This window comes from Chromobacterium sp. Beijing (genome assembly GCF_021496765.1).
GTDB lineage: Bacteria > Pseudomonadota > Gammaproteobacteria > Burkholderiales > Chromobacteriaceae > Chromobacterium.
In genome coordinates this window covers 46,769-69,123 of sequence record NZ_CP053750.1, presented here as the reverse complement: position 1 = coordinate 69,123, position 22,355 = coordinate 46,769, and the positions used below count along the sequence as shown (strand labels likewise).

Below are 22,355 nucleotides of genomic sequence, written 5' to 3'. Positions count from 1 at the left end.
CTTTGCCGCAAAGGAAACGCCAAGATGCGTATCATCGAGAAAGCCTATACTTTCGACGACGTTCTCCTCGTCCCGGCCCATTCTGAAGTTCTGCCGCGCGACGTAGTTCTCTCCACCAAGCTTACCCGCAACATCACCCTGAACCTGCCCCTGGTGTCCGCCGCCATGGACACGGTGACCGAAGCCCGTCTCGCCATCGCCATGGCTCAAGAAGGCGGCATCGGCATCGTGCACAAAAACATGGACCCCGCGAAACAGGCCAGCGAAGTGTCCAAGGTGAAACGCCATGAAAGCGGCGTGGTCAAGGATCCCATCACCATCGCCCCGGACATGCTGGTGCGCGATCTGGTGCTGCTGACCCGCCATCACAAGATTTCCGGCCTGCCGGTGATCGAAGACGGCAAAGTGGTCGGCATCGTCACCAACCGCGACCTGCGCTTCGAGACCCGTCTGGACCAGAGCGTCGGCTCCATCATGACCCCGCGCGAGCGCCTGATCACCGTCAAGGAAGGCGCCAGCATCGACGAAGCCCGCGAGCTGATGCACACCCACCGCCTGGAGCGCGTGCTGGTGATCAACGACGCCTGGGAGTTGAAGGGTCTGATCACCGTCAAAGACATCATCAAGACCAGCGAACACCCCAACGCCAATAAGGACAACCAGGGCCGTCTGCGCGTAGGCGCCGCGGTCGGCACCGGCGGCGACACCGAAGAGCGCGTGATCGCGCTGGTGAAGGCCGGCGTGGACGTGATCGTGGTCGACACCGCCCACGGCCACAGCCAGGGCGTGATCGAGCGCGTGCGCTGGGTCAAGAAGAATTTCCCGGAAGTGGACGTGATCGGCGGCAACATCGCCACCGCGGCCGCCGCGATGGCGCTGGTTGACGCCGGCGCCGACGGCGTCAAGGTCGGCATCGGCCCCGGCTCCATCTGCACCACCCGCATCGTAGCCGGCGTGGGCGTGCCGCAGCTGACCGCCATCCACAATGTGTCCGAAGCGCTGAAGGGCACCGGCGTGCCGATGATCGCCGACGGCGGCATCCGCTTCTCCGGCGACATTTCCAAGGCGCTGGCCGCCGGCGGCAATTGCGTGATGCTGGGCGGCATGTTCGCCGGCACCGAGGAAGCCCCGGGCGAAGTCGAGCTGTTCCAGGGCCGTTCCTACAAGTCCTACCGCGGCATGGGCAGCCTGGGCGCGATGAGCCAGGGCTCGTCCGACCGCTACTTCCAGGACAACGAAGGCAATGTGGAAAAACTGGTGCCGGAAGGCATCGAAGGCCGCGTGCCGTACAAGGGCTCCATCGGCCAGGTGATCCACCAGTTGGTGGGCGGCCTGCGCTCCTCGATGGGCTACCTCGGTTGCGCCACCATCGCCGACATGCACGCCAAAGCGGAGTTCGTGGAAATCACTTCCGCCGGCATCCAGGAATCCCACGTCCACGACGTGCAGATCACCAAGGAAGCGCCGAACTACCACGTATCCCGTTAAGACCCGACGTCGTCAGGCATCCTTTACGGCAAAACCCGCGCCAAACGGCGCGGGTTTTTTCATGGCTGAACCACCAGCGCGGTCAGGCCAGCGACAACATCAGCCGAGTGCGCAAGGCGGTGGGCGGATTGTCGTAAGGCGAATTCAAATACTCCTCCACGCACGGCACCTCGCCGAGCGCGCGCCCGCTGCCGGGCAGCCAGTGCCGGTACAGCCAGGACCAGGCCGTGGACAGTTCCGCGTACGGTCCCAGATGCGTCACGCAAGCGTACTCTCCTGCGGGAATCTCCCCCCATTCAAACCCATCCGGCAGCGTCCGGTCCTGCCAGGAGTCCGGCACCGTCACGCAGGCGATGGAGCGCAGCTTGGCCTCCTCCGTCTGTTCCGTATCATCCAGATACATCCCGAATGTGCGGCCTGGCGCGTCGCCGGCCGCGCAAGCCGGGCTGATGGCCTGCAAAGCGCCGAAGGCCTGGCCGATCTCCATATAACTGCCGATATGGCGGCGCATCAGCACCCTCAGCCCCTTATCCTGCTTGAGCAATGTCACTTCATGCATAACGGTCTCCCAGTCTTGCCTAGAAATGAACGCTCTGCGCTGGCGATAGCGGCCCGGACTCTCGCCGTAAGCCCTGGCGAAGGCCCGGACGAAGGCCGCGGTGCCGCCGTAGCCGGCGCGCGTCGCCACCCTAGACAAAGGCAGCGAGCCGCCGTCCAACTGCCCGGCCGCGCGATGCAGCAACAGCCGCTGCCGGGTCTCTCCCACCGTTTCGGCCATCAGGCCGCGATACACGCGGTGAAAGTGAAAGGGCGACAAGCAGGCCTCCTCCGCCAATCTTTCTAGCGGCACCGGCCCATCCAGATGGCGCCACAGATAGTCCAGCACCCGCAGCATCCGCCACAAATACGGCGAATCCGGGCCGCCGTTGCGATAGAGCGTTCTCATGAAGTGAGCTTATCCCGCATCGATTGATTCGTTTTGCTGAGTTGGCTGTTGCAGCAGCAACCATTGCATGCGCTGGCACAGCTCCACCACGTAGTCCCACACCACGCGGTAGCGCAGCGTGCGGCGGATGTCGCTGCGGCCGCTGATCCAGTAAGAGCGGATGATGCGCAGTTCCGGCAACAACTGGCGCAGCCGCGCGTCGTCGTAGGTCAGATAATACGGCAATACCGCGATGCCGCCGTCGGCCAGCGCCGCCTGCTGCTGGCCCACCACGCTGGTGCAGCGCAGAGGGATCAAGGGGTTGCGGCACAGGCCGCGATGGAACATCAGTTCGCGCGAGAACAGCAGATCGTCGACATAGCCGACGATGGGATGCCCGGCCAGGTCCTCGCGCTCGCGGATGGGCGCATGCGCGTCCAGATAGGCCGGCGTCGCGTACAGGCCCAGGCAGTAATCGGTCAGCTTGCGCGTCACCACCATATTGGCCTGCGGCCGCTCCAGCGCGATGGCGATGTCCACCTCGCGGTTGGTGATGCTGACAAAGCGCGGCACCGACACCAGATCGATCTCCAGCGCCGGGTAACGCTCCGTCAGCCGCGGCAGGTGCCGCGCCAGAAACAGCGAGCCCAAGCCCTCCGGCGCGCCCAGCCGCACCAGGCCGGCCACCTCCACATGACCCACCCGCGCCTCGTCCTGCATCCGCGACGCGGTATTTTCCAATTGCTCGGCCAGGGGCAGCAACTGCCGGCCGGCCGCGGTCAATTGATAACCGTCCGGCTGCTGCACGAACAGCGGCTGGCCCAGCTGCCGCTCCAACTGTTCGATATGCCGGGCCACCGTCGCATGCGTGGTGCGCAGCTGCCGGGCCGCCGCCAGCAGCTTGCCGCTGCGCTGCAAGGCCAGAAAATAACGGATGTCGTTCCAGTCGAACATCAAGCCCTCCCCGTGTTTATGGTGCGCTTGCACACAAATATGACAGGCTTCAATTGCGCGGCTGTTTGAAAACTAACAGCTGTTGTTCCACTCTGGCTATTTCCAGGCCGGCCCGGCTTGATCTTATATGGTGGCGATACAGACGTCATAGGAAAGCGCGGCATGCAGGCATTGGCGGACACATTCGACTACATCATCGTCGGCGCGGGCAGCGCCGGCTGCCTGCTGGCCAACCGCCTGTCGGCCAATCCGCAGCACCGCGTGCTGTTGCTGGAAGCCGGCGGCGAGGACAACTATCCGTGGATACACATCCCGGTCGGCTATCTCTACTGCATCGGCAATCCGCGCACCGACTGGTGCCTGCGCACCGCGCCCGAGGCCGGCCTGGGCGGACGCAGCCTCAACTACCCGCGCGGCAAGGTGCTGGGCGGCTGCTCCTCGATCAACGGCATGATCTATATGCGCGGCCAGGCCGCGGACTACGACGGCTGGGCGGCGCAGGGCTGCTCCGGCTGGAGCTGGGACGAGGTGCTGCCGGACTTCCTGCGCATGGAGGACCACTTCGACAGCGCCCGCGCCCAGCACGGCCACGGCGGCGAATGGCGGGTGGAACGGCAGCGGCTGTCCTGGGCGATCCTGGACGCCTTCCGCGACGCCGCGGAGCAGAGCGGCATCGCCCCGGTGGACGATTTCAACGGCGGCGACAACGCCGGCTGCGGCTATTTCGAAGTCAATCAGCGCGGCGGCCTGCGCTGGAACACCGCCAAGGCTTTCTTGCGCCCGGTGCGCCAGCGCCCCAACCTCACCGTGCTGACCCATGCCGAGGCGGAAACCCTGCTGCTGGAGGACGGCCGCGCCACCGGTATTGCATTCCTGCAACAGCGGCAACGCTGGCAGGCGCGCTGCCGCGGCGAAATCATCCTGGCCGCCGGTGCCGTCGGCTCTCCGCTTTTGTTGCAGCGCAGCGGCATCGGCCCGGCCGCGCTGCTGCAAGAGCACGGCGTCGCCGTGCGTCACGCGCTGGCAGGGGTCGGCGCCAATCTGCAAGATCATCTGCAACTGCGCATGGTGTTCAAGATCAGCGGCGCGCGCACGCTGAACCAGCTGGCCAATAGCTGGAGCGGCAAGCTGGCCATGGGCTGGGAATACCTGTGGCGGCGCAGCGGCCCGCTGGCGATGGCGCCCAGTCAGTTGGGCGCTTTCGCCGCATCCGGCCCGGAACAGACGCGCGCCAACCTGGAATACCATGTGCAGCCGCTGTCGCTGGAACGCTTCGGCGAGCCGCTGCACCCCTTCCCCGCCTTCACCGCCTCGGTGTGCGACCTGCGTCCGCTCAGCCGCGGCCGGGTCGCCATCGGCGGCGCGGGGCTGGACGCCTCCCCGCTGATCCAGCCCAACTACCTCAGCCACCCGCGGGACCGCGCCGTCGCGGTGGCCGCGCTGCGGCTGACCCGGCGCATCGTCGCCGCGCCGGCGCTGGCGCGCTACAGCCCGGAAGAATACCTGCCCGGCCTCGCCGCCCAGAGTGACGAAGAGCTTGCCGCCGCCGCCGGCCGCATCGGCACCACCATTTTCCATCCGGTCGGCACCTGCAAAATGGGACAGGATACCGATGCGGTGGTCGATGCCAGACTGCGCGTTCACGGACTATCCGGATTGAGAGTGGCGGACGCTTCCATCATGCCCGCCATCACCTCGGGCAACACCAACTCGCCCACGCTGATGATCGCGGAAAAAGCCGCCCGCATGATTTTGCAAGACCGCGCCGCGCCGGACTGAGCGCCGCGCGACATCGGAATCCACCCAAACAGAGGAAGCCCACTTCCCGCCCCACAACTTGTCGCAAAGCCACACCAAGAGGAGACAGCACCATGAGCAGCACCCTGACGCCCGCCGCCACGGCGGGACACACGATCAGCGGCTCCGAGCGCAAAGTGATCTTCGCCTCGTCGCTGGGCACCGTTTTCGAGTGGTACGATTTTTTCCTGTACGGCGCGCTGGCGGCGGTGATCAGCAAGCAGTTCTTCGCCGGCGTCAATGAAACCACCGCCTTCATCTTCGCCTTGATGACCTTCGCCGCCGGCTTCCTGGTACGCCCCTTCGGCGCGCTGCTGTTCGGCCGGCTAGGCGATATGATAGGCCGCAAATACACCTTTCTCGCCACCATCCTGATCATGGGCGTGTCCACCTTCCTGGTGGGCCTGCTGCCCGGCTACGCCAGCATAGGCATCGCCGCGCCCATCCTGCTGGTGGTGCTACGCATGCTGCAGGGCCTGGCGATAGGCGGCGAATACGGCGGCGCGGCCATCTACGTGGCCGAACACGCGCCGGATCACAAACGCGGCGCCTACACCAGCTGGATCCAGGTCACCGCCACCGCCGGCCTGCTGCTGTCGCTGCTGGTGATCCTGGCCTGCCGCAAACTCACCGGCCCGGCTTTCGACGACTGGGGCTGGCGCCTGCCCTTCCTGCTGTCGCTGGCGCTGCTGGCCATCTCCACCTGGATCCGGCTGTCCATGCACGAATCGCCGGCCTTTCTGAAAATGAAAGCCGAAGGCAAGCATTCCAAAGCGCCGTTGACCGAATCCTTCACCAACTGGAAGAACCTGCGCATCGTGCTCACCGCGCTGTTCGGCATCAACGGCGGCCAGGCGGTCACCTTCTATTGCGCGCAGTTCTACTCGCTGTTCTTCCTCACCCAGATCCTCAAGGTCGATTCGCAGATCGCCACCCAGCTGCTGGTGATGTCGCTGCTGATCGCCGCGCCGCTATTCCTGTACTTCGGCTATCTGTCCGACCGCATCGGCCGCAAGCCGGTGATGCTGACCGGCCTGCTGCTGGCGGCCTTGCTGACCTTTCCCGCCTTCAAATGGCTGACCGCCTACGCCAGCCCGGACATCGCCAACGCCGCGCGCCAGGCGCCGGTGGTGGTGGTGGCGGACCCCGCCAGCTGCCGCTTCCAGTTCGATCCGGTGGGCAAGGCCAAGCTCAGCAGCAGCTGCGACCAGGCCAAGGCCCTGCTGGCCAAGAACGGCGTGCCCTACCAGCGCCAGACGGCGCCCGCCGGCGGCGAAACCCAGATCAAGGTGGGCGAACAAACGCTGACCGGCTTCGACAAGGCAGCGCTGCTGGCCGCGCTGAAGCAGGCCGGCTATCCGGACAAGGCCGACCCGGACAAGATCAACTACCCGATGGTGGTGGCCGTGCTGGTGCTGCTCAGCCTGATCGCCGCCATGGTCTACGGTCCGCTGGCCGCCACCATGGTGGAATTGTTCCCCACCCGCATCCGCTACACCTCGATGTCGCTGCCCTACCACATCGGCAACGGCTGGATAGGCGGCCTGTTCCCCACCGTGGCCTTCTCGCTGGTGGTCTACACCGGCGACATCCTCTACGGTCTGTGGTATCCGGTCATCGTCTACAGCGTCAGCTTCATCGTCTGCCTGTTGGGCTTGAAGGAGACGCACCGCGCCGACATCCATCAATAAGCCCCTTCCCATCCGCACGGCGAACCTCCCGGTTCGCCGTGTTTCTGGGTAGACTGGGGCTTTCGTCCCAACACCCGCGCCGCCATGCCGATTCAATGCCTCAGCCAGTCCGAAACCCTGACCCTCAACCGCCACCGCCATCATCTGCGTCGCTGGGGCCCGCGCGACGCGCCGCTCTTGGTGCTGCTACACGGCTGGATGGACAGCTCGGCCACCTTCCAATTCCTGGTGGACGCGCTGCCGGACGGCTGGCAAGTGGCGGCGCCGGACTGGCGCGGCTTTGGCGACAGCGACTGGAACGACGGCAGCTACTACTTCCCCGACTACCTGGCCGATCTCGACGCGCTGCTGGACGCGCTGTCGCCGCAACAGCCAGTCAAGCTGCTGGGCCACAGCATGGGCGCGATGATTGCCGGCATCTACGCCGGCATCCGCCCCGAACGCATAGAAAAGCTGGTGCTGGCCGAAGGCTTCGGCCTGGCCGCCACCAAGCCGGCGGAAGCGCCGGGCCGCTATGCGCGCTGGCTGCGCGAAACCCGCGCCGCGCCGGAGTTCGGCGATTTGCAGTCGCTGGACGCCGTCGCCGCCAAACTATTGGAACGCAACCCCAGGCTGACGCCGGAACGCGCCCAATGGCTGGCGCGCGAACTGACCCTCCAGCGCGACGACGGCCTCTACTACCGCGCCGACCCGCGCCACAAAATGGTCAACCCGGTGCTGTACCGGCTGGAAGAAGCGATGGCTTGCTGGCAGCGCATCAGCGCGCCGGTGCTGTGGGCGCTGGGCGGCGACACCGACGACCACCCGCTGGCCAAGAGCGTGGCCGCCAGCATGACGCAGCGGCGCGCCTGTTTCGCCCAACTCCAGGAAACCGTGATCGCCGACGCCGGCCACATGCTGCAATGGGAGCAGCCGGAAACGCTAGCGGCGGCGATCCACGCGTTTTTCAGCCAATCCCAATAAGAGCCGCTAAGAAAACCTCGCAGAGAACCTGAGCCAAGGCGCGTCGACGCAGGCAGTACAAGTGGTACGACAAGGAGGCGCAACGCAGGATCAGGGGTTTGATTAGCGGATCAAAAAAAAGCGCGGCCAAGCCGCGCTTTTCATCTGCCTTCCACAAACTCAAACGCCTAGATAACGCCGCTCCAGGTGCGCCTTGAAATGCGCCGGGTTCAGCGTCTCGCCGGTGGCGCGCCGCACCAGTTCGTCCGTGCTCCAGCGGCTGCCCTGGCTCCAGATATGGGTGTTCAGCCAATTGAAGATGGGCTCCAGATTGCCAGCCGCCACTTGCGCGTCCAGCTCCGGCTCGGCGCGGCGCAAGCTGGCGAAATACTGCGCCGCGTACATCGCGCCCAGCGTGTAGCTGGGGAAATAGCCGAAGCCGCCGTCGGTCCAGTGGATGTCCTGCATGCAGCCGTTGGTGTAATTACCGCGGGTGTCCACGCCCAGATAGGCCATCATCTTCTCGTCCCACAGCGCCGGGATGTCCTCGGCCTCGATCTCGCCGTCCATCAGCGCGCGCTCGATTTCGAAACGCAGGATCACATGCGCCGGATAGCACAACTCGTCGGCGTCCACGCGGATGTAACCCGGCTGCACCCGGCTGTACAGGCCTTGCAGATTTTCCAGTGTAAACGCCGGCTGCTCGCCGAAATGGCTGCGGATCAGCGGCGCGATCAACTGCAGGAAGGCCGGGCTGCGGCCCAGCTGCATCTCGAAGGACAGACTCTGGCTCTCATGAATACCCATGGAACGCGCGCGGCCCAGCGGCTGCTCCAGCCAGTCCTTGGGCAGGTTCTGCTCGTAACGGGCGTGGCCGGTTTCGTGAACAATGCCCATCAGGCTCTGGACGAAATCATCGTCGCGGTAGCGGGTGGTGATGCGCACGTCTTCCGGCACCCCGCCGCAGAAGGGATGGCTGCTGACATCCAGCCGGCCGCCGTCGAAGTCGAAGCGCAGCAGCTTCATCGCCTCCACGCCCAAGGCGCGCTGCTGCGCCACCGCGAACGGCCCCACCGGCTCGATCACCGTTTCCGACGCCTGCTTGGCGCGCGCGCGTTCGATCAGGCCCGGCAGCCAGGACTTCACCTCGGTGAAAATGCGCTCGATCTCCGCGCTCTTCATCCCCGGCTCGTACTTGTCCATCAGCGCGTCGTAACGGCTGCCGCCGCTGGCCTCGGCCAGCAAGCGGCCCTCCTCGCGCGACAGTTTGACCACCTCGCGCAGGTTTTCCAGAAAGCCCTTCCAGTCATTGGCCGGGCGCTGGCTGCGCCAGGCGTGCTCGCAGCGCGCGCCGGCCAGGGTTTTGGCCTCCACCAGCTCCGCCGGCAGCAGATTGGCCTGCGCCCATTCGCGGCGCATCTCGCGCAGATTGGCGCGTTGCAGCTCGTCCAGGTTTTCCTGTTCCGCCGCGTCCAGCTGCTCCTTCAGCTGCGGCGCGGTGATGATGCCGTGGGTCAGCACTCCCAGCTCCGCCAGCGCGGCGGCGCGGGCGTTGTTGCCCTTGCTCGGCATCATCGCCGCCTGATCCCAGCCGGCGATGGCGCCGAGGTGGTTAAAGCGGTGCAGGCGGGCGAAAGTGTGGGTTAAAGCCTGGTAGGCGGATGTGTGCGTCATCTTGTCTCCTCTCTATAAAGAACCGATTTACGATCTGCTGCGCGTCGGCGATACGGTGTTGAGAACCGCTGCAGAATGCTCATCTAGCGCTACTCCTTCCGCTTTCTCAGCCGCAACGCCTGGTCTCGCCCCAGCTCGCGAGATCGTAAACACGCTCCACTTGTCAAAGCATGATGCCATCAGACTATTTGATCTGACAACTTCCGCCCCAAAATCCGCCAAAGCCGCGTATTGACAAGAATTTTGATTTTGTACATTATCAATACTCCATGACTAGCATGAGGTAAAATCATGCCATCCATCGCCGCCCAACTCTTTCTCGCCTACCAGGACCGCGACTGGGAACGCGCGCGCCGCCTGCTGCGCGACGACGCCGTGATGCTATGGCACTGCAGCGGCGAGTGCTTCCGCGGCGCGGACGCCATCGTCCACGTCAACCGCGTTTATCCGGAGGGCTGGAGCATACGCCTGCTGCAGGACAATCTGCTGGCCGACGGCCGCTGGCACGTGGTGGCGCAGGTGGACCACGGCGAGGCGCGCTTCTTCGCCAATTCCCTGTTCACGCTGGAACACGGGCTGATCAGCCAGATCGAGGAATACTGGGCCAGCGCCGAAGCGCCGCCGGCCTGGCGCGCGGGTTTGCCGGGCCGGGCCAGGCTGGAAGCCGCGCAGCCGGCTTGAGACCGCGGGAACGAAAGCGTCTGGGGATGAAATAGCGGGCTCGGCGGTCCGCCTCAAGCCGCCGGCTGGCCGGCGTTGCGCGCCTGGGCTTGCGGGAATTGGTGCCAGTAATAGAAGTACTCGCGCACCAGCAACAGAAAGGTGTTTTTCAGCTCCGCCTCGCGCAGATGCAATAACACCGCGTCCACCATCATGCGGAAGCTGTCGCCCTGTATGGGCTGGCCGTCCAATAGATAGAGCAGGGATTTGAGCAGGCGCTCGCGCAGATGGATATCCGGCTCGGACATGCCGTCCTCGAACAGCTTGCCCAAGTACAAGCCCAGCGACGGCGGAAAGCGGGAGAAGCCGTCGCGCTCCATCCGCGTCAGCAGCCCTTCCCAATCCGTCTCCAGCCACACCCGCACATTGCGCACCGAAAAACCGCTGCGCGCGGTGATCTCCACCACTTTCTTGGTATCGCCCAGCCAGAAGTAATAGAACTCGCGGGTACAGGTCAGCGCCAGCACCTGCTCGTCCGGCGAGCAGGCCTGCAGCAGGCGTTCGCAAGGACCGCGGAAACCTTCCGCGTTGCGCTCGACGCCGTCCAGCCAGGGCAGCAGCAGTTCCAGAATGCGACGCCTCTCGTCGATCACCTGAGCCGGCGCGCCCTGACGCGCCAACAATCGCATATAAGCTTCCAGCGCCGCCTTCAAATCGCTCATGCCCTTTCCCCAGCCCTCCCGGATGCCGCGACTGCCCCGAATGCGAAAGCGAGCCGTTCTTGGCGGCCCGTCCTGAGCGTGCGTTCGCGCCCGCCGTCACGCGTCATGCGCACAGCGGGCGAACTGCTCTTATTTTCGGACAGAAATGTTGCAGACTCCAGACGGGATTCGCGGCGACGCGGTCATTTTCCCAAGCGTGGAGGCCATCCTCGCCTTGTCTCGCCCTAGTTTGCGGGACCTTGAGCAGCCGCCAAGACCGGCGTCAGGCTCAGGCGCAAATCCGCGCCCACCATGCGCGCGTCGCGTATGCTCAGCCGCTGCTTGTCGGCCAGGTCTTCCAGCGGCGGCCAGGCGAACAGGCCGCGCGCGGCGTCGCCGGCCAGCGACGGAGCCAGGTAGAGCACGATCTCATCCACCAGCCCGGCGCGCAACAGCGCGCCGTTGAGGCCGGCTCCGGCTTCCACCATCAGCATATTGACGCCGCGTTGCGCCAAGGCCGCCAGCAAAGCCGGTAGATCGGCATGGCCGTCGGCCAGCCGCGGCAAGCTCAGAAGCTCCGCGCCGGCGCGGTAGGGCTCCAAACGCGCGGCCTCGTGATCGCAGGTGGCCAGCAAGGTGGCGCCGTCCTGATAGATGCGCTGTTCCGGCCGCGTGCGCAGATCGCTGTCCAGCACCACCCGCAGCGGCTGGCGCTCGCAGGGGACTTCCCGCACCGTCAGTTGCGGATCGTCGGCCAGCACGGTGCCGCTGCCGGTGAGCACCGCGCAATGCTCGGCGCGCAGGCGATGCACATCCCGCCGCGCCTCCGGGCCGGTGATCCATTGGCTGCGGCCGTTGAGCAAGGCGGTCTTGCCGTCCAGCGTGGCGGCGGCCTTGAGCGTGACCCAGGGGCAGCCGCGCTCGACGCGCGACAGAAAACCGCGATGCACTTGCCGCGCCTCGGCTTCCATCAGCCCGGCGTCGGCGGCGATACCGGCGGCGCGCAGCATGGCCAGGCCGCGGCCGGCCACTTCATGGTAGGGGTCCACCATCGCCGCGGCCACCCGGGCCACGCCCTCGTCGATCAGACGCCGCGCGCACGGCGGGGTGCGGCCGTGGTGGCTGCACGGCTCCAGCGTGACGTAGGCGGTGGCGCCGCGCGGGGACAGGCCGCGCGCCAGACAGTCCTTGATCGCCTGGATTTCCGCATGATCGCCGCCCACTTCCAGGGTGGCGCCCTCGCCGATCACCGCGCCGTCGCGCACCAGCACGCAGCCCACGCCCGGGTTGGGCGCGGCGCGGCGGGTGGCCGCGGCGGCCAGCCGCAACGCGCGCTGCATGTGACGATGGTCATCGGCGGAATAATTCATGATTCATTGCTTCCATTCTTGAGCCAGCAGGCTGTACTGCCTGGCGTCGCAATAGCGGCCCTGCAACAACAAGTACTCGCGCAGCACGCCTTCGTAGCGGAAGCCCAGCCGCTCCGCCACCGCGCAGCTGCGATGATTGTCCGCCGCCGCGTCTATCGCCACCCGGTGCAGGCCCAAGGGGCCGAAGGCTTCGGCCAGCAACAGGCGCAGTGCCGCCTGCATCACGCCCTGCCCCACCTGGCGGCGGTCCAGCCAATAGCCGACGAAGGCGTGGCGGTTCAAATCGTCGATGGCGTGCAGATCGCAAACGCCGGCCAGCGCGCCGTCGCGCAATACCAGCCAAGTATAGGCCTTGCCGATCTGACGGCCGACGGCGGCGGATTCCAGAAAAGCGCGGGAGTCCGCCTCGGAGCGGGTCAGGGGCTCCCACGGCATCCACGGCCGCAGCGCGTCGCGGTTGGCGTTGATCAGCGCGAACAGCGCCGGCGCGTCGGACAGCTCCGGCGCGCGCAGCGAAACATTGGAAGGCAGGGGTTCTACCATGGAGGGCACCCGCGATGACGGAAGAATAGAGCAGTCTACTCCAGCCGCCCGCCGGTCGGTCAATGCGAAGACTTCTGGATTTCCTTGATGGCGTCGGAAAACTCGGACACATCCTGAAAACTGCGGTACACCGAGGCGAAACGCACATAAGCCACTTTGTCCAGGCGCGCCAGTTCGTTCATCACCATTTCGCCGATCTCGCGGCTGGAGACTTCGCGCTCGCCCAATTGCAGCAGCTTGTGACAGATGCGATCTATCGCCTCGTCCACCAAGGCGGTGGGCACCGGGCGCTTGTGCAGCGCGCGCAGGAAGCTGGTGCGCACTTTCTCGATGTCGAATTCCGAACGATGGCCGGCGGTTTTCACCACCTGCGGCATGCGCACGTCGGCGGTTTCAAAGGTCGTGAAACGCTTCTCGCACACCGGGCAGCGCCGCCGCCGCCGGATGCTGCTGCCGTCCTCACTGACGCGGGAGTCGATTACCTGAGTATCGGCATTGCCGCAGAACGCGCATTTCATGACTTAATCCTAAGGGTTCCAATGTAGGGATGTTATCAGCAATGCGCAGTCAAGTTAATGCCGCTATCGCCCGCCCATGAAAAAGACGCCCCTGGGGGCGTCTTTCAGCGGCCGAGACCAGCTTGGCTTATTTGGAGTACACCGGGAAACGATGGCACAGCGCGGTGGCTTGCTCGGCCACGCGGGCGATCAGCGCGTCGTCGTTCGGGTTGTCCAGCACGTCCGCCACCAGATTGGCCACCTGGATGGCTTCGGCTTCCTTGAAGCCGCGGGTGGTGATGGCCGGGGAGCCGATGCGGATGCCGGAGGTCACGAACGGGGTTTCCGGGTCGTTCGGAATCGCGTTCTTGTTCACGGTGATGTGGGCGCGGCCCAGCAGCGCGTCGGCCGCCTTGCCGGTCAGGCCCTTGGCGCGCAGGTCCACCAGGAACACATGGCTCTCGGTGCGGCCGGATACGATGCGCACGCCGCGCTCGCCCAGGGTCTTGGCCATGATGGCGGCGTTCTTCAGCACTTGTTCCTGATACACCTTGAACTCGGGCAGCAGCGCTTCCTTGAAGGCCACGGCCTTGGCGGCGATCACGTGCTCCAGCGGGCCGCCTTGCAGGGTCGGGAACACATTGCTGTTGATGCTCTTCTCGAACTCGGCCTTGGCCAGGATGATGCCGCCGCGCGGACCGCGCAGGGTCTTGTGGGTGGTCGAGGTCACGAAGTCGGCGAACGGCACCGGGTTCGGGTAAACGCCGGCGGCGATCAGACCGGCGTAATGCGCCATGTCCACCATGAAGTAAGCGCCGCATTTCTTGGCGATCTGACCCATGCGCTCGAAGTCGAAACGCAGCGCATAAGCGGAAGCGCCGCCGATGATCAGCTTGGGCTTGGTTTCCATCGCTACGCGCTCCATGTCGTCGTAGTCGATTTCTTCCTTGTCGTTCAGACCGTAGGCGACGATGTTGAACATCTTGCCGGACAGGTTGGCCGGGGAGCCGTGGGTCAGGTGGCCGCCGTGGCCCAGGTTCATGCCCATCACGGTGTCGCCCGGCTTCAGGATGGAGAAGTACACCGCCTGGTTGGCCTGGCTGCCGGAGTGCGGCTGCACGTTGGCGTATTCCGCGCCGAACAGCTGCTTGACGCGGTCGATGGCGAGCTGTTCCACCACGTCCACGTGTTCGCAACCGCCGTAGAAGCGCTTGCCCGGGTAGCCTTCGGCGTACTTATTGGTCAGTTGGGAGCCCTGGGCTTCCATCACCGCGGGGCTGGTGTAGTTTTCCGAGGCGATCAACTCGATGTGATCTTCCTGGCGTTGACACTCGGCCGCAATGGCGGCGGCGAGTTCGGGGTCGAATTTGGCAATCGTCTGGTCAGCAGCGAACATCTTTGACTCATCCATCAAAGGGTTAACGATGCGGGCATTCTACACGAAATGCCGGAGCGAAATCCTTAACGTGAAGCAATTGCGAGAGGCAACGACAAGCCCCTGCGCGCCACTTCCATCGCCCCCACACCCCACCGATAAAGGGACAAAGCCACAGCGATTTGCAGCCCAGCATTGGATAAAGCAACAATGCCAAGCGCCCATGGATCGCTTTGCAAGGGCTACGACCTTGCTTGTATCTCACTCTTGTGGCAAGCGCCCTCTTCCAATGGTTCGTCTCAGTGGAGAAAGATGAATGTTTTGGCTGGAGCAAAACCAAGCCATGCCCACGGAGTGGTTCGCAGGTGCGCCCACGCCGGATCAGCGCTCCGCGTGGGTGGGGAATATCTACCGTGTCCCCTTAGCCCATCATGCCGATGGCTTCTTCGAAGTCGTGCCATTTGTTTTTAGCGCCTACCGCTACCTAATGTATTTTGCCAGCCTGGCGGGAGAAGTGCCTGGAGACGATGAGCAGGAGGTACGTGACTTTATCCGGACTTGGGCGCATGACTTTGAACCCGATATGCGCACAAGCCGGTTGGTAAAGTTCATGCGAGCCGACGCTATCAGCCGCGACCATATCTACGAGCCGGCCTCATGGCGCCTGGACAACCCCCGCCAAATTTTCAGTTTTGGGCAACATTTACTTGAAATTGTTGTCTACCATAGTCGGCTTGTAGCTGAAACAAGGCAGTACTTTTACAAGCCGGCTCCGGGGCTTGGCAGGTTCTATGATAGAGTTTGTCACTGTAATCACCTGCTCATACAAGAACTGGGTTTTAGCGCCATCCACAACGCGGGACTTGAGAATACGGGGTATATCGGCTATGAAAAACAGCGTTAAATCACCCAATGCCAAGAAGCGGGTCTATGTGTCCCAGAGCACCGCCCACAGCTTGGCTAAGCTAAGCCATGATCTCGGTGAGGCTTGTTCCAAAGGAACTGTAGTCAAGGTGGAATCCAACCCACCATCATCGAAGAAACCGCCAACGCGCAAACTGCGCGTGGTTTGAAAAAAGCGCCGGACACCCGGCGCTTTGTCTTTCATTCCCTCACTCCCGGCTATCCACCAGAATCAGCTCGGCGTCTTCGCTGGCGACAATGCGCAAAAGCGCTTCATCTTTGATCGCCGCGCCGTCGCGGGCTTGCAGCGCCACGCCGTTGACTTCCGCCCGGCCGCGGGCCAGCACCAGGTAGCCGCGGCGCTCCGCGCCCAGCGGATAGTCCGCGCTTTCGCCGGCTTTGAGGGTGGCGCCCAGCACGCGGGCGTCGGCGCGGATGGGCAAGGCCTGATCGTCGCCGTCCATGCCGCTGGCCAGCGCGACGAAGGCGCCGGAGCGGTCCGCCTTGGGAAAGGGCTTGCTGCCCCAGGACGGGTCCCCGCCGCGTCGCTCCGGCATGATCCAGATCTGGAAGATGCGGGTGTCGACGGCTTCCAGATTGTATTCGGAATGCACGATGCCGCGGCCGGCGCTCATCACTTGCACGTCGCCGGCCTCGGTGCGGCCCTGGTTGCCCAGATTGTCGCGGTGGCTGATCGCGCCTTCGCGGACATAGGTGACGATTTCCATGTCCGCGTGCGGGTGCGGCGGGAAGCCGGTGCCCGGCGCGATGACGTCGTCGTTCCACACTCGCAGCGCGCCCCAGTGCATGCGCGCCGGGTCGTGGTATTCGGCAAAGGAGAAATGGTGCTTGGCGTCCAGCCAACCATGATGGGCGCCGCCCAAAGCGGCGAAGGGACGATGCTCGATCATATGGTCCTCCGATATTGTGGCGAGGCGCCGCCTGCGCGGCGACGCGTCCGATGCAGCCACTATACGCAGCGGGCCAGGGGCTGGTAAGCCGAGGGATCGAATAGCATTCTTTCCATTTTTGATGCAATCAATGCGCCATACTGATTTTTGAACGCTAAAATTGGAATCAATCTATCCAACTCCTGCCTATTTATGAAACGACTGCCCGATCTGGAAGCCTGGGCGATTTTCGCCAAGGTGGCGGAATGCGGCTCCTTCGCGCGCGCCGCCACGGAGCTGACGCTGTCCCAGGCCACGGTGTCCAAGGCGATTTCCCGCCTGGAAGCCCGGATGAAAACCATGCTGTTGCACCGCAGCTCGCGGCGGCTGTCCTTGACCGAGGCCGGCCACGCCGCGCTGGAGCGGGCCAGCCGCATCCTGGCGGAAGGCGAGGCGGTGGAGGCCGACATCGCCGAGCAATCCTCCAGCTTGCGCGGGCCGGTGCGGGTGACCGCGCCGATGTCCTTCGGGCTGTCCCACCTGGCGCCGCTGCTGCCGGAGTTCATGGCGCGGCATCCGGAAGTGGAGCTGGATTTCCATTTCAGCGACGAGCAGGTGGACCTGGTGGCCAAGCGCCTGGACCTGGCGCTGCGCATCGCCTCGCTGGCCGATTCCAGCCTGCTGGCGCGTCGCCTGTGCTCAGTGCGCATTCTGTTGGTGGGCTCGCCGGCGTATTTCGCACGCCACGGCCGGCCCAGCCATCCCCACGAGCTGTCCGCGCATCGCGCGCTGTTGTACAGCAACGCGCCCGGCGGCGAGTTCTGGCGCTTCCGCCACGCGGAGCAAGGCGAATTCGCGCTGGAAATGCCTACGTCGCTGCGGGTCAACAACGCCGAGGCGCTGACGCCGGCGCTGCGCACCGGCCTGGGCCTGGCCTTGCAGCCGGAGTTTCTGGCCTGGCGGGACTTGCAGGCCGGCGAGCTGGAAACCGTGATGATGGATTGGCAGGTGGACCCGATCGCGCTCTACATCCTGACGCCGCCGGGCCGCAGCCGGCCGGCGCGGGTGCAGGCCTTGATCGACTACCTGGCGGCGCGGCTGGCCATCGCGCCGTGGGCGGATTGCCGTTAGCGGCTAACGATAAGCGCAATGACAAAGCCCCGCTCGAGGCGAGGCGTGATCACCGGACAAGGCGGGACGAGGCTTACAAATCGTCGGCGGTGAAGAACAGCGGCACGCCGTCCTTGCTGTCCGGATGCAGCTCGGCCAGCACATGCACTTCGCGCACATGGCATTCCGCCATCAGTTCGCGGAAGCTTTCCTCGATCAGCGGCACAGTGTCCAGCGCCGCCAGCGGCCAGACGAAGGCTTCCCAGTTGCGCTCGTCGCCTTCGGCGGACAGGGTGATGTGCAGTTCGCCGTTGTCGTGGGCGGACAGGATGGCCACCGGCTCCTTGTTCAGTTCGCGCAGTCTGCGGATCTGGCTGCTGGCGAATACCTGCATCGCCACCTCGAAGCGAGCGTAGTTGCCGGCCACCATCGCCTGCATCGCCGGCATCGGCGGGCGGGCGATGGGGAAGAGCGTCACGCCCTCAGTCTTCAATTGCTCGCCCAGGAATTTCATCAGCGGCATGCCCCAAGCGCCCACCGCGCCGCCCAGGCGCAGCGGCGGCTCCGCGCCTTCCGGCTGGATCGCTACCCCCAGCAGGTAGCGCAGGAACACGCCCTCTTCCTTCACCGTGACCGGCGCCGGCTGTTGCGGCAGCAGCGCGCGCGCATGGGCCGGATCGCGGTTCAGCTTATAGAGCTGGGCGGAGTCCAATCCCACCACGCTGTCCGGGTGCAGCAGCGCGCCGCCCAGCGCGACATCGGCATCGGCGGCGAACACGCCGTGCTCGCGCAGCAATTGGTTCAGGCCGGCCACATCTGCGATCTCGCCCGGCAGTGTGGTCTGGTTCTTGCTGCCGGCCACCAGCACCAGCGGCATGGCGAAGACGATGGCGCGGCCGCCGCCGGTGCTTTCCACCGCGTCGCGCAGCGCGTCCCACACCAGTTGATAGCATTGCTGAGACGGCACCATGGCCAGCGCCACCGAGATAGACAGCAGTTCGCCGCGCGCCAGCATCTCGGCCATCGCGTCGCGCACCGCGGAGAACCACATTTCCCGATCGGACTCGGTCTTGGCGTTCAACGCCGACTGGGCGTTGTGAATCAGCATATTGGTCAGCGCCACTTGCGGGTGGTACTGGCGCGGATCGGGAAGGGTGTGGCGTACGGCGTCCATGAAGGGGAATCCTGCGGCAATCGGAAAACCGCTATTTTGGCACAGCTGCGACAGCCATGGTGCGCCGCGACAGCGGCGGCCTCGGCCGCGATGTACCAGATGCGCGACAGAAAATTATAATTTCACACATTTGCGAAAAACAACATGTTGACACTCGATACCGCAATCTGGATAATTCGTTCTCGTTGAGATGCAGCAATTGCTTCTTGATAGTTTCTCCTCTATTTCTCCTTTGTAGACTTGGCGCGGACCTAACGGTACCGCGCATTTTTTTTGCCTTTTTCCGGCGACGCCCCATGCTAAGCAAACGCTAAGCTTCTGTTAAATCAATAGAATTATTAAAATCCGTGTAGCCAGGGAACTTGCCTGCCGGCACCGATCAGCGTCTCTGTTTTCTTCTTCACCCCCATCTCGCCCCTGCTCCGCCCCAGCCGAATCTTAGTCCCAAACAATGCCATTTAGATTTAAACAGACCAAGTATATGATTAATGGCATTAGAACGGATTTCGTTTGTGAAAATTTAGGAAAACAAGCGGGAAGGAACTGTTGGATTCGAAAACAAATGAACAAGACTAAGACGCCGCCGAAAACCGGGAGGCTGGGGAGAGACGGGGCCGCGCCAGTGGAAAGCGGCGGCGGACGAATGAGGAGCAGATGGTTGCTGCGCCCCAAAAAACAATGGGCCGCGCGGCAAAAAACCGCACGGCCCGAATCCTATCCGGAAACCGGTTAAGGAAATATGACAAATATCAACGGCGTTCGACTTGCGTCACGTCGCGCACCGCGCCGGTGTCGGCGCTGGTGGTCATCGCCGCGTAGGCGCGCAAGGCCGGGCTGACCACGCGGTCGCGGCCCAGCGGTTTCCAGGCGTCGCGGCCCTTGGCTTCCATCGCCATGCGCCGCGCCGCCAGCGTTTCATCGCTGATCGCCAGACGGATGGAGCGGCCGGGGATGTCGATCTCGATGCGGTCGCCCTCTTCCACCAGGCCGATGGCGCCGCCCTCGGCCGCTTCCGGCGACACATGGCCGATGGACAGACCAGAGGTGCCGCCGGAGAAGCGGCCGTCGGTCAGCAAGGCGCACTCCTTGCCCAGGCCCTTGGATTTCAGATAGCTGGTGGGATAGAGCATTTCCTGCATGCCCGGGCCGCCCTTGGGGCCTTCGTAGCGGATCACCACCACGTCGCCGGCCACGATGCGGTCGGCCAGGATGGCCTCCACCGCCGCGTCCTGGCTTTCGAAGATGCGGGCGCGGCCGTTGAATTTGAGGATGGAGTCGTCGACGCCGGCGGTTTTGACGATGCAGCCGCGCTCGGCGATATTGCCGGACAGCACGGCCAGGCCGCCGTCCTGGGAATAAGCGTGCTCGCGGTCGCGGATGCAGCCCTCGGCGCGGTCGTCGTCCACCGTCGGGTAACGCATGGACTGCGAGAAGGCGATGGTGGTGGGCACGCCGCCCGGCGCCGCGCGGTAGAAGCGCCGCGCTTCGCTGTCTTCGCCGTGGCGGCAGATGTCCCAGGCTTCCAGCGCTTCGCCCAGCGTGGCGCTGTGCACGGTGGGCACTTCGCGGCGGATCAGGCCGGCGCGGTCCAGCTCGGCCAGGATGGCCACCACGCCGCCGGCACGGTGCACGTCTTCCATATGGTATTTCTGGGTGGCCGGCGCCACCTTTGCCAGACACGGCACCGAGCGCGAAATGCGGTCGATGTCCGCCATCTTGAAGTCCACGCCGGCTTCCTGCGCCGCCGCCAGCAGGTGCAGCACGGTATTGGTGGAGCCGCCCATGGCCACGTCCAGGCTCATCGCGTTCTCGAACGCGGCCTTGGAGGCGATGGCGCGCGGCAGCAAGCTGGCGTCGTCCTGTTCGTAATGTCGCTTGGTGATATCCACGATCAGGCGGCCGGCGCGCAGGAACAATTCCTTGCGGTCCGCGTGCGTGGCCACCAGGCTGCCGTTGCCGGGCAGGGACAGACCCAACGCCTCGGTCAGGCAGTTCATGGAGTTGGCGGTGAACATGCCGGAGCAGGAGCCGCAGGTGGGACAGGCGGAGCGCTCCACGCGCTCGACGTCCTCGTTGGACACCGCGCTGTTGGCGGCTTCCACCATCGCGTCCACCAGGTCCAGCTTGCGGATGTCGTTGCCCCATTGCACCTTGCCCGCTTCCATCGGGCCGCCGGAGACGAACACCACCGGGATGTTCAGACGCATCGCGGCCATCAACATGCCGGGGGTGATTTTGTCGCAGTTGGAGATGCACACCAGCGCGTCCGCGCAGTGGGCGTTGACCATGTATTCCACGCTGTCCGCGATCAGGTCCCGGCTGGGCAGGCTATAGAGCATGCCGCCGTGGCCCATGGCGATGCCGTCGTCGATGGCGATGGTGTTGAATTCCTTGGCCACGCCGCCGGCGCGTTCGATTTCCCGCGCCACCAGTTGACCCATATTGTGCAGGTGCACGTGGCCGGGCACGAACTGGGTGAAGCTGTTGGCGATGGCGATGATGGGTTTGCCGAAGTCGTCGTCCTTCATGCCGGTGGCGCGCCACAGGGCGCGGGCACCCGCCATATTGCGGCCGGCGGTGGAAGTGCGGGAGCGGTATTGGGGCATTGCTGATTCCTTAATTTCTACATGAGGGGAAAGGCGCTCCGGGCCTGGCCTGCTTTAAGGCCGGGCCGCCTGGCTCCGGGTGCCGGGGAGCTCAAGGCAAAAATGCGTCGGGCGGCGGGTGGGCCGCGCGACGCGTGGGAACGCTTTCCCATATAATCCGTCCACATTCTTTTACCGCAAACGCACACGGCTGACAAATGATCATTCATCCGCAGTTCGACCCCGTGGCCATCCAGCTGGGCCCGTTGGCCATTCATTGGTACGGCCTGATGTACTTGCTGGGCTTCGCCAGCTTCCTGATCCTGGGCAACTACCGCATCAAGCGCGGCCACGCTTTCCTCACCTCCAAGCTGCTGGACGATCTGCTGATGTACGGCGCCGTCGGCGTGGTGCTGGGCGGCCGCCTGGGCGAGGTGCTGTTCTACCAGCCCGGCTATTATTTTAGTCATCCGCTGGAGATTCTGATGGTGTGGAAAGGCGGCATGTCCTTCCACGGCGGTTTCATCGGCGTGCTGATCGGCGTGGCGCTGTTTGCGCGCAAGCACGGCCGCAGCTTCTGGGAAGTCACCGACTTCATCGCGCCGCTGGTGCCGCTGGGCCTGGCCGCCGGCCGCATCGGCAACTTCATCAACGGCGAGCTGTGGGGCCGGGTGGCCGATCCCCAACTGCCGTGGGCGATGCTGTTTCCGCAGGCCAAGATGGACGATCTAATCCAGGCGCAGCAATCGTCCGACCTGATGGTGACCCTGCTCAAATACGGCGGCCTGCCGCGCCACCCGTCGCAGCTGTACGAGTTCGCGCTGGAAGGCCTGGCGCTGTTCGCGCTGCTGTGGTGCTTCAGCGCCAAGACCCGCGCGCGCGGCCAGGTGTCTGCGCTGTTCCTGATGGGCTACGGCCTGGCGCGCTTCGGCAGCGAATACTTCCGCACTCCGGACGCCGGCATCTTCGGCCAGTCCGACGTGATCAGCATGGGCCAGTGGCTGAGCCTGCCGATGATCGTGATCGGCCTGGCGCTGTTCTACCTGTTCGGCAAGCGCAAGGCGGCCTAAGCCGGG

Annotated in this window: 19 protein-coding genes; 8 read left to right on the top strand and 11 right to left on the bottom strand. The window is 64.6% G+C overall.

What is annotated here, in order from left to right; all coding sequences use genetic code 11:
• The first annotated feature begins 24 nt into the window (after positions 1-24).
• Entirely contained in the window at positions 25-1,488 is a 1,464-nt protein-coding gene (gene guaB, locus HQN78_RS00370) for an IMP dehydrogenase (RefSeq protein WP_107798476.1), read from the top strand.
• Positions 1,489-1,570: 82 nt separating this feature from the next.
• Here guaB and HQN78_RS00365 read toward each other — a convergent pair whose 3' ends face one another.
• Together HQN78_RS00365 and HQN78_RS00360 are read right to left on the bottom strand one after the other, a co-directional pair.
• Complete coding sequence (locus HQN78_RS00365) at positions 1,571-2,434, bottom strand: GyrI-like domain-containing protein (protein WP_227104556.1); 864 nt, start codon at positions 2,432-2,434, stop codon at positions 1,571-1,573.
• A 9-nt stretch (positions 2,435-2,443) separates the two neighbouring features.
• Positions 2,444-3,367: a LysR family transcriptional regulator gene (locus tag HQN78_RS00360; RefSeq protein ID WP_107798474.1), complete on the bottom strand. Its 924-nt coding sequence runs from the start codon at positions 3,365-3,367 to the stop codon at positions 2,444-2,446.
• A 162-nt stretch (positions 3,368-3,529) separates the two neighbouring features.
• On the opposite strand from HQN78_RS00360, the gene HQN78_RS00355 reads away from it, so the two are divergent.
• The 3 genes from HQN78_RS00355 (at position 3,530) to HQN78_RS00345 (ending at position 7,818) form a co-directional block, all read left to right on the top strand.
• Positions 3,530-5,146 carry a GMC family oxidoreductase gene (locus tag HQN78_RS00355; RefSeq protein ID WP_235087270.1) on the top strand — a complete coding sequence of 539 codons (1,617 nt, stop codon included), beginning with the start codon at positions 3,530-3,532 and terminating at the stop codon, positions 5,144-5,146.
• Positions 5,147-5,238: 92 nt separating this feature from the next.
• Positions 5,239-6,855: an MFS transporter gene (locus tag HQN78_RS00350; RefSeq protein WP_235087268.1), complete on the top strand. Its 1,617-nt coding sequence runs from the start codon at positions 5,239-5,241 to the stop codon at positions 6,853-6,855.
• 84 nt (positions 6,856-6,939) lie between these two features.
• Positions 6,940-7,818, top strand: a complete 879-nt coding sequence (locus tag HQN78_RS00345) for an alpha/beta fold hydrolase (RefSeq protein WP_235087265.1) — start codon at positions 6,940-6,942, stop codon at positions 7,816-7,818.
• Positions 7,819-7,977: 159 nt separating this feature from the next.
• On the opposite strand, the gene HQN78_RS00340 is transcribed toward HQN78_RS00345, so the two are convergent.
• Complete coding sequence (locus HQN78_RS00340; RefSeq protein ID WP_235087263.1) at positions 7,978-9,471, bottom strand: carboxypeptidase M32; 1,494 nt, start codon at positions 9,469-9,471, stop codon at positions 7,978-7,980.
• Between the two features lie 291 nt (positions 9,472-9,762).
• On the opposite strand from HQN78_RS00340, the gene HQN78_RS00335 reads away from it, so the two are divergent.
• Positions 9,763-10,152: a nuclear transport factor 2 family protein gene (locus HQN78_RS00335; protein ID WP_107798469.1), complete on the top strand. Its 390-nt coding sequence runs from the start codon at positions 9,763-9,765 to the stop codon at positions 10,150-10,152.
• Positions 10,153-10,205: 53 nt separating this feature from the next.
• Here HQN78_RS00335 and HQN78_RS00330 read toward each other — a convergent pair whose 3' ends face one another.
• The 5 genes from HQN78_RS00330 to glyA all read right to left on the bottom strand — a co-directional run bounded on the left by HQN78_RS00330 (position 10,206) and on the right by glyA (position 14,638).
• On the bottom strand, positions 10,206-10,853 hold the full coding sequence (locus tag HQN78_RS00330) for a hypothetical protein (protein WP_107798468.1): 648 nt from the start codon (positions 10,851-10,853) through the stop codon (positions 10,206-10,208).
• 224 nt (positions 10,854-11,077) lie between these two features.
• On the bottom strand, positions 11,078-12,202 hold the full coding sequence (gene ribD, locus HQN78_RS00325) for a bifunctional diaminohydroxyphosphoribosylaminopyrimidine deaminase/5-amino-6-(5-phosphoribosylamino)uracil reductase RibD (RefSeq protein WP_235087261.1): 1,125 nt from the start codon (positions 12,200-12,202) through the stop codon (positions 11,078-11,080).
• A 3-nt stretch (positions 12,203-12,205) separates the two neighbouring features.
• Complete coding sequence (locus HQN78_RS00320) at positions 12,206-12,745, bottom strand: GNAT family N-acetyltransferase (protein WP_146176579.1); 540 nt, start codon at positions 12,743-12,745, stop codon at positions 12,206-12,208.
• 59 nt (positions 12,746-12,804) lie between these two features.
• Positions 12,805-13,263 carry a transcriptional regulator NrdR gene (gene nrdR / locus HQN78_RS00315; protein WP_019100637.1) on the bottom strand — a complete coding sequence of 153 codons (459 nt, stop codon included), beginning with the start codon at positions 13,261-13,263 and terminating at the stop codon, positions 12,805-12,807.
• Positions 13,264-13,390: 127 nt separating this feature from the next.
• Positions 13,391-14,638, bottom strand: coding sequence for a serine hydroxymethyltransferase (gene glyA / locus HQN78_RS00310; protein WP_081550486.1), 1,248 nt, complete (start codon positions 14,636-14,638; stop codon positions 13,391-13,393).
• 295 nt (positions 14,639-14,933) lie between these two features.
• Between glyA and HQN78_RS00305 the strand changes: the two genes are divergently transcribed.
• Entirely contained in the window at positions 14,934-15,521 is a 588-nt protein-coding gene (locus HQN78_RS00305; protein ID WP_235087259.1) for a hypothetical protein, read from the top strand.
• 208 nt (positions 15,522-15,729) lie between these two features.
• Here the strand turns inward: HQN78_RS00305 and HQN78_RS00300 are convergent, their stop codons facing one another.
• Positions 15,730-16,431 (bottom strand): pirin family protein, encoded by a 702-nt coding sequence (locus HQN78_RS00300; protein ID WP_227104570.1) that lies wholly within the window; start codon positions 16,429-16,431, stop codon positions 15,730-15,732.
• A 192-nt stretch (positions 16,432-16,623) separates the two neighbouring features.
• On the opposite strand from HQN78_RS00300, the gene HQN78_RS00295 reads away from it, so the two are divergent.
• Positions 16,624-17,541, top strand: a complete 918-nt coding sequence (locus HQN78_RS00295) for a LysR family transcriptional regulator (protein WP_235087256.1) — start codon at positions 16,624-16,626, stop codon at positions 17,539-17,541.
• Positions 17,542-17,614: 73 nt separating this feature from the next.
• Here HQN78_RS00295 and HQN78_RS00290 read toward each other — a convergent pair whose 3' ends face one another.
• Positions 17,615-18,694 (bottom strand): hypothetical protein, encoded by a 1,080-nt coding sequence (locus HQN78_RS00290; RefSeq protein WP_235087252.1) that lies wholly within the window; start codon positions 18,692-18,694, stop codon positions 17,615-17,617.
• A gap of 749 nt (positions 18,695-19,443) precedes the next feature.
• Entirely contained in the window at positions 19,444-21,300 is a 1,857-nt protein-coding gene (gene ilvD / locus HQN78_RS00285) for a dihydroxy-acid dehydratase (protein WP_235087249.1), read from the bottom strand.
• A 197-nt stretch (positions 21,301-21,497) separates the two neighbouring features.
• Here ilvD and lgt point away from each other — a divergent pair, with 197 nt between their 5' ends.
• Positions 21,498-22,349, top strand: a complete 852-nt coding sequence (gene lgt, locus HQN78_RS00280; RefSeq protein ID WP_107798460.1) for a prolipoprotein diacylglyceryl transferase — start codon at positions 21,498-21,500, stop codon at positions 22,347-22,349.
• The last annotated feature ends 6 nt before the right edge of the window (positions 22,350-22,355 follow it).

Coding starts and splice junctions, on each gene's coding strand:
- HQN78_RS00345 (WP_235087265.1), top strand. CDS start 6,940: ATGCCGATTCAATGCCTCAGCCAGTCCGAAACCCTGACCCTCAACCGC.
- glyA (WP_081550486.1), bottom strand. CDS start 14,638: ATGTTCGCTGCTGACCAGACGATTGCCAAATTCGACCCCGAACTCGCC.
- HQN78_RS00335 (WP_107798469.1), top strand. CDS start 9,763: ATGCCATCCATCGCCGCCCAACTCTTTCTCGCCTACCAGGACCGCGAC.
- HQN78_RS00330 (WP_107798468.1), bottom strand. CDS start 10,853: ATGAGCGATTTGAAGGCGGCGCTGGAAGCTTATATGCGATTGTTGGCG.
- HQN78_RS00355 (WP_235087270.1), top strand. CDS start 3,530: ATGCAGGCATTGGCGGACACATTCGACTACATCATCGTCGGCGCGGGC.
- HQN78_RS00305 (WP_235087259.1), top strand. CDS start 14,934: ATGTTTTGGCTGGAGCAAAACCAAGCCATGCCCACGGAGTGGTTCGCA.
- HQN78_RS00295 (WP_235087256.1), top strand. CDS start 16,624: ATGAAACGACTGCCCGATCTGGAAGCCTGGGCGATTTTCGCCAAGGTG.
- HQN78_RS00360 (WP_107798474.1), bottom strand. CDS start 3,367: ATGTTCGACTGGAACGACATCCGTTATTTTCTGGCCTTGCAGCGCAGC.
- ilvD (WP_235087249.1), bottom strand. CDS start 21,300: ATGCCCCAATACCGCTCCCGCACTTCCACCGCCGGCCGCAATATGGCG.
- HQN78_RS00350 (WP_235087268.1), top strand. CDS start 5,239: ATGAGCAGCACCCTGACGCCCGCCGCCACGGCGGGACACACGATCAGC.
- HQN78_RS00290 (WP_235087252.1), bottom strand. CDS start 18,694: ATGGACGCCGTACGCCACACCCTTCCCGATCCGCGCCAGTACCACCCG.
- HQN78_RS00320 (WP_146176579.1), bottom strand. CDS start 12,745: ATGGTAGAACCCCTGCCTTCCAATGTTTCGCTGCGCGCGCCGGAGCTG.
- ribD (WP_235087261.1), bottom strand. CDS start 12,202: ATGAATTATTCCGCCGATGACCATCGTCACATGCAGCGCGCGTTGCGG.
- guaB (WP_107798476.1), top strand. CDS start 25: ATGCGTATCATCGAGAAAGCCTATACTTTCGACGACGTTCTCCTCGTC.
- HQN78_RS00300 (WP_227104570.1), bottom strand. CDS start 16,431: ATGATCGAGCATCGTCCCTTCGCCGCTTTGGGCGGCGCCCATCATGGT.
- HQN78_RS00340 (WP_235087263.1), bottom strand. CDS start 9,471: ATGACGCACACATCCGCCTACCAGGCTTTAACCCACACTTTCGCCCGC.
- nrdR (WP_019100637.1), bottom strand. CDS start 13,263: ATGAAATGCGCGTTCTGCGGCAATGCCGATACTCAGGTAATCGACTCC.
- HQN78_RS00365 (WP_227104556.1), bottom strand. CDS start 2,434: ATGAGAACGCTCTATCGCAACGGCGGCCCGGATTCGCCGTATTTGTGG.
- lgt (WP_107798460.1), top strand. CDS start 21,498: ATGATCATTCATCCGCAGTTCGACCCCGTGGCCATCCAGCTGGGCCCG.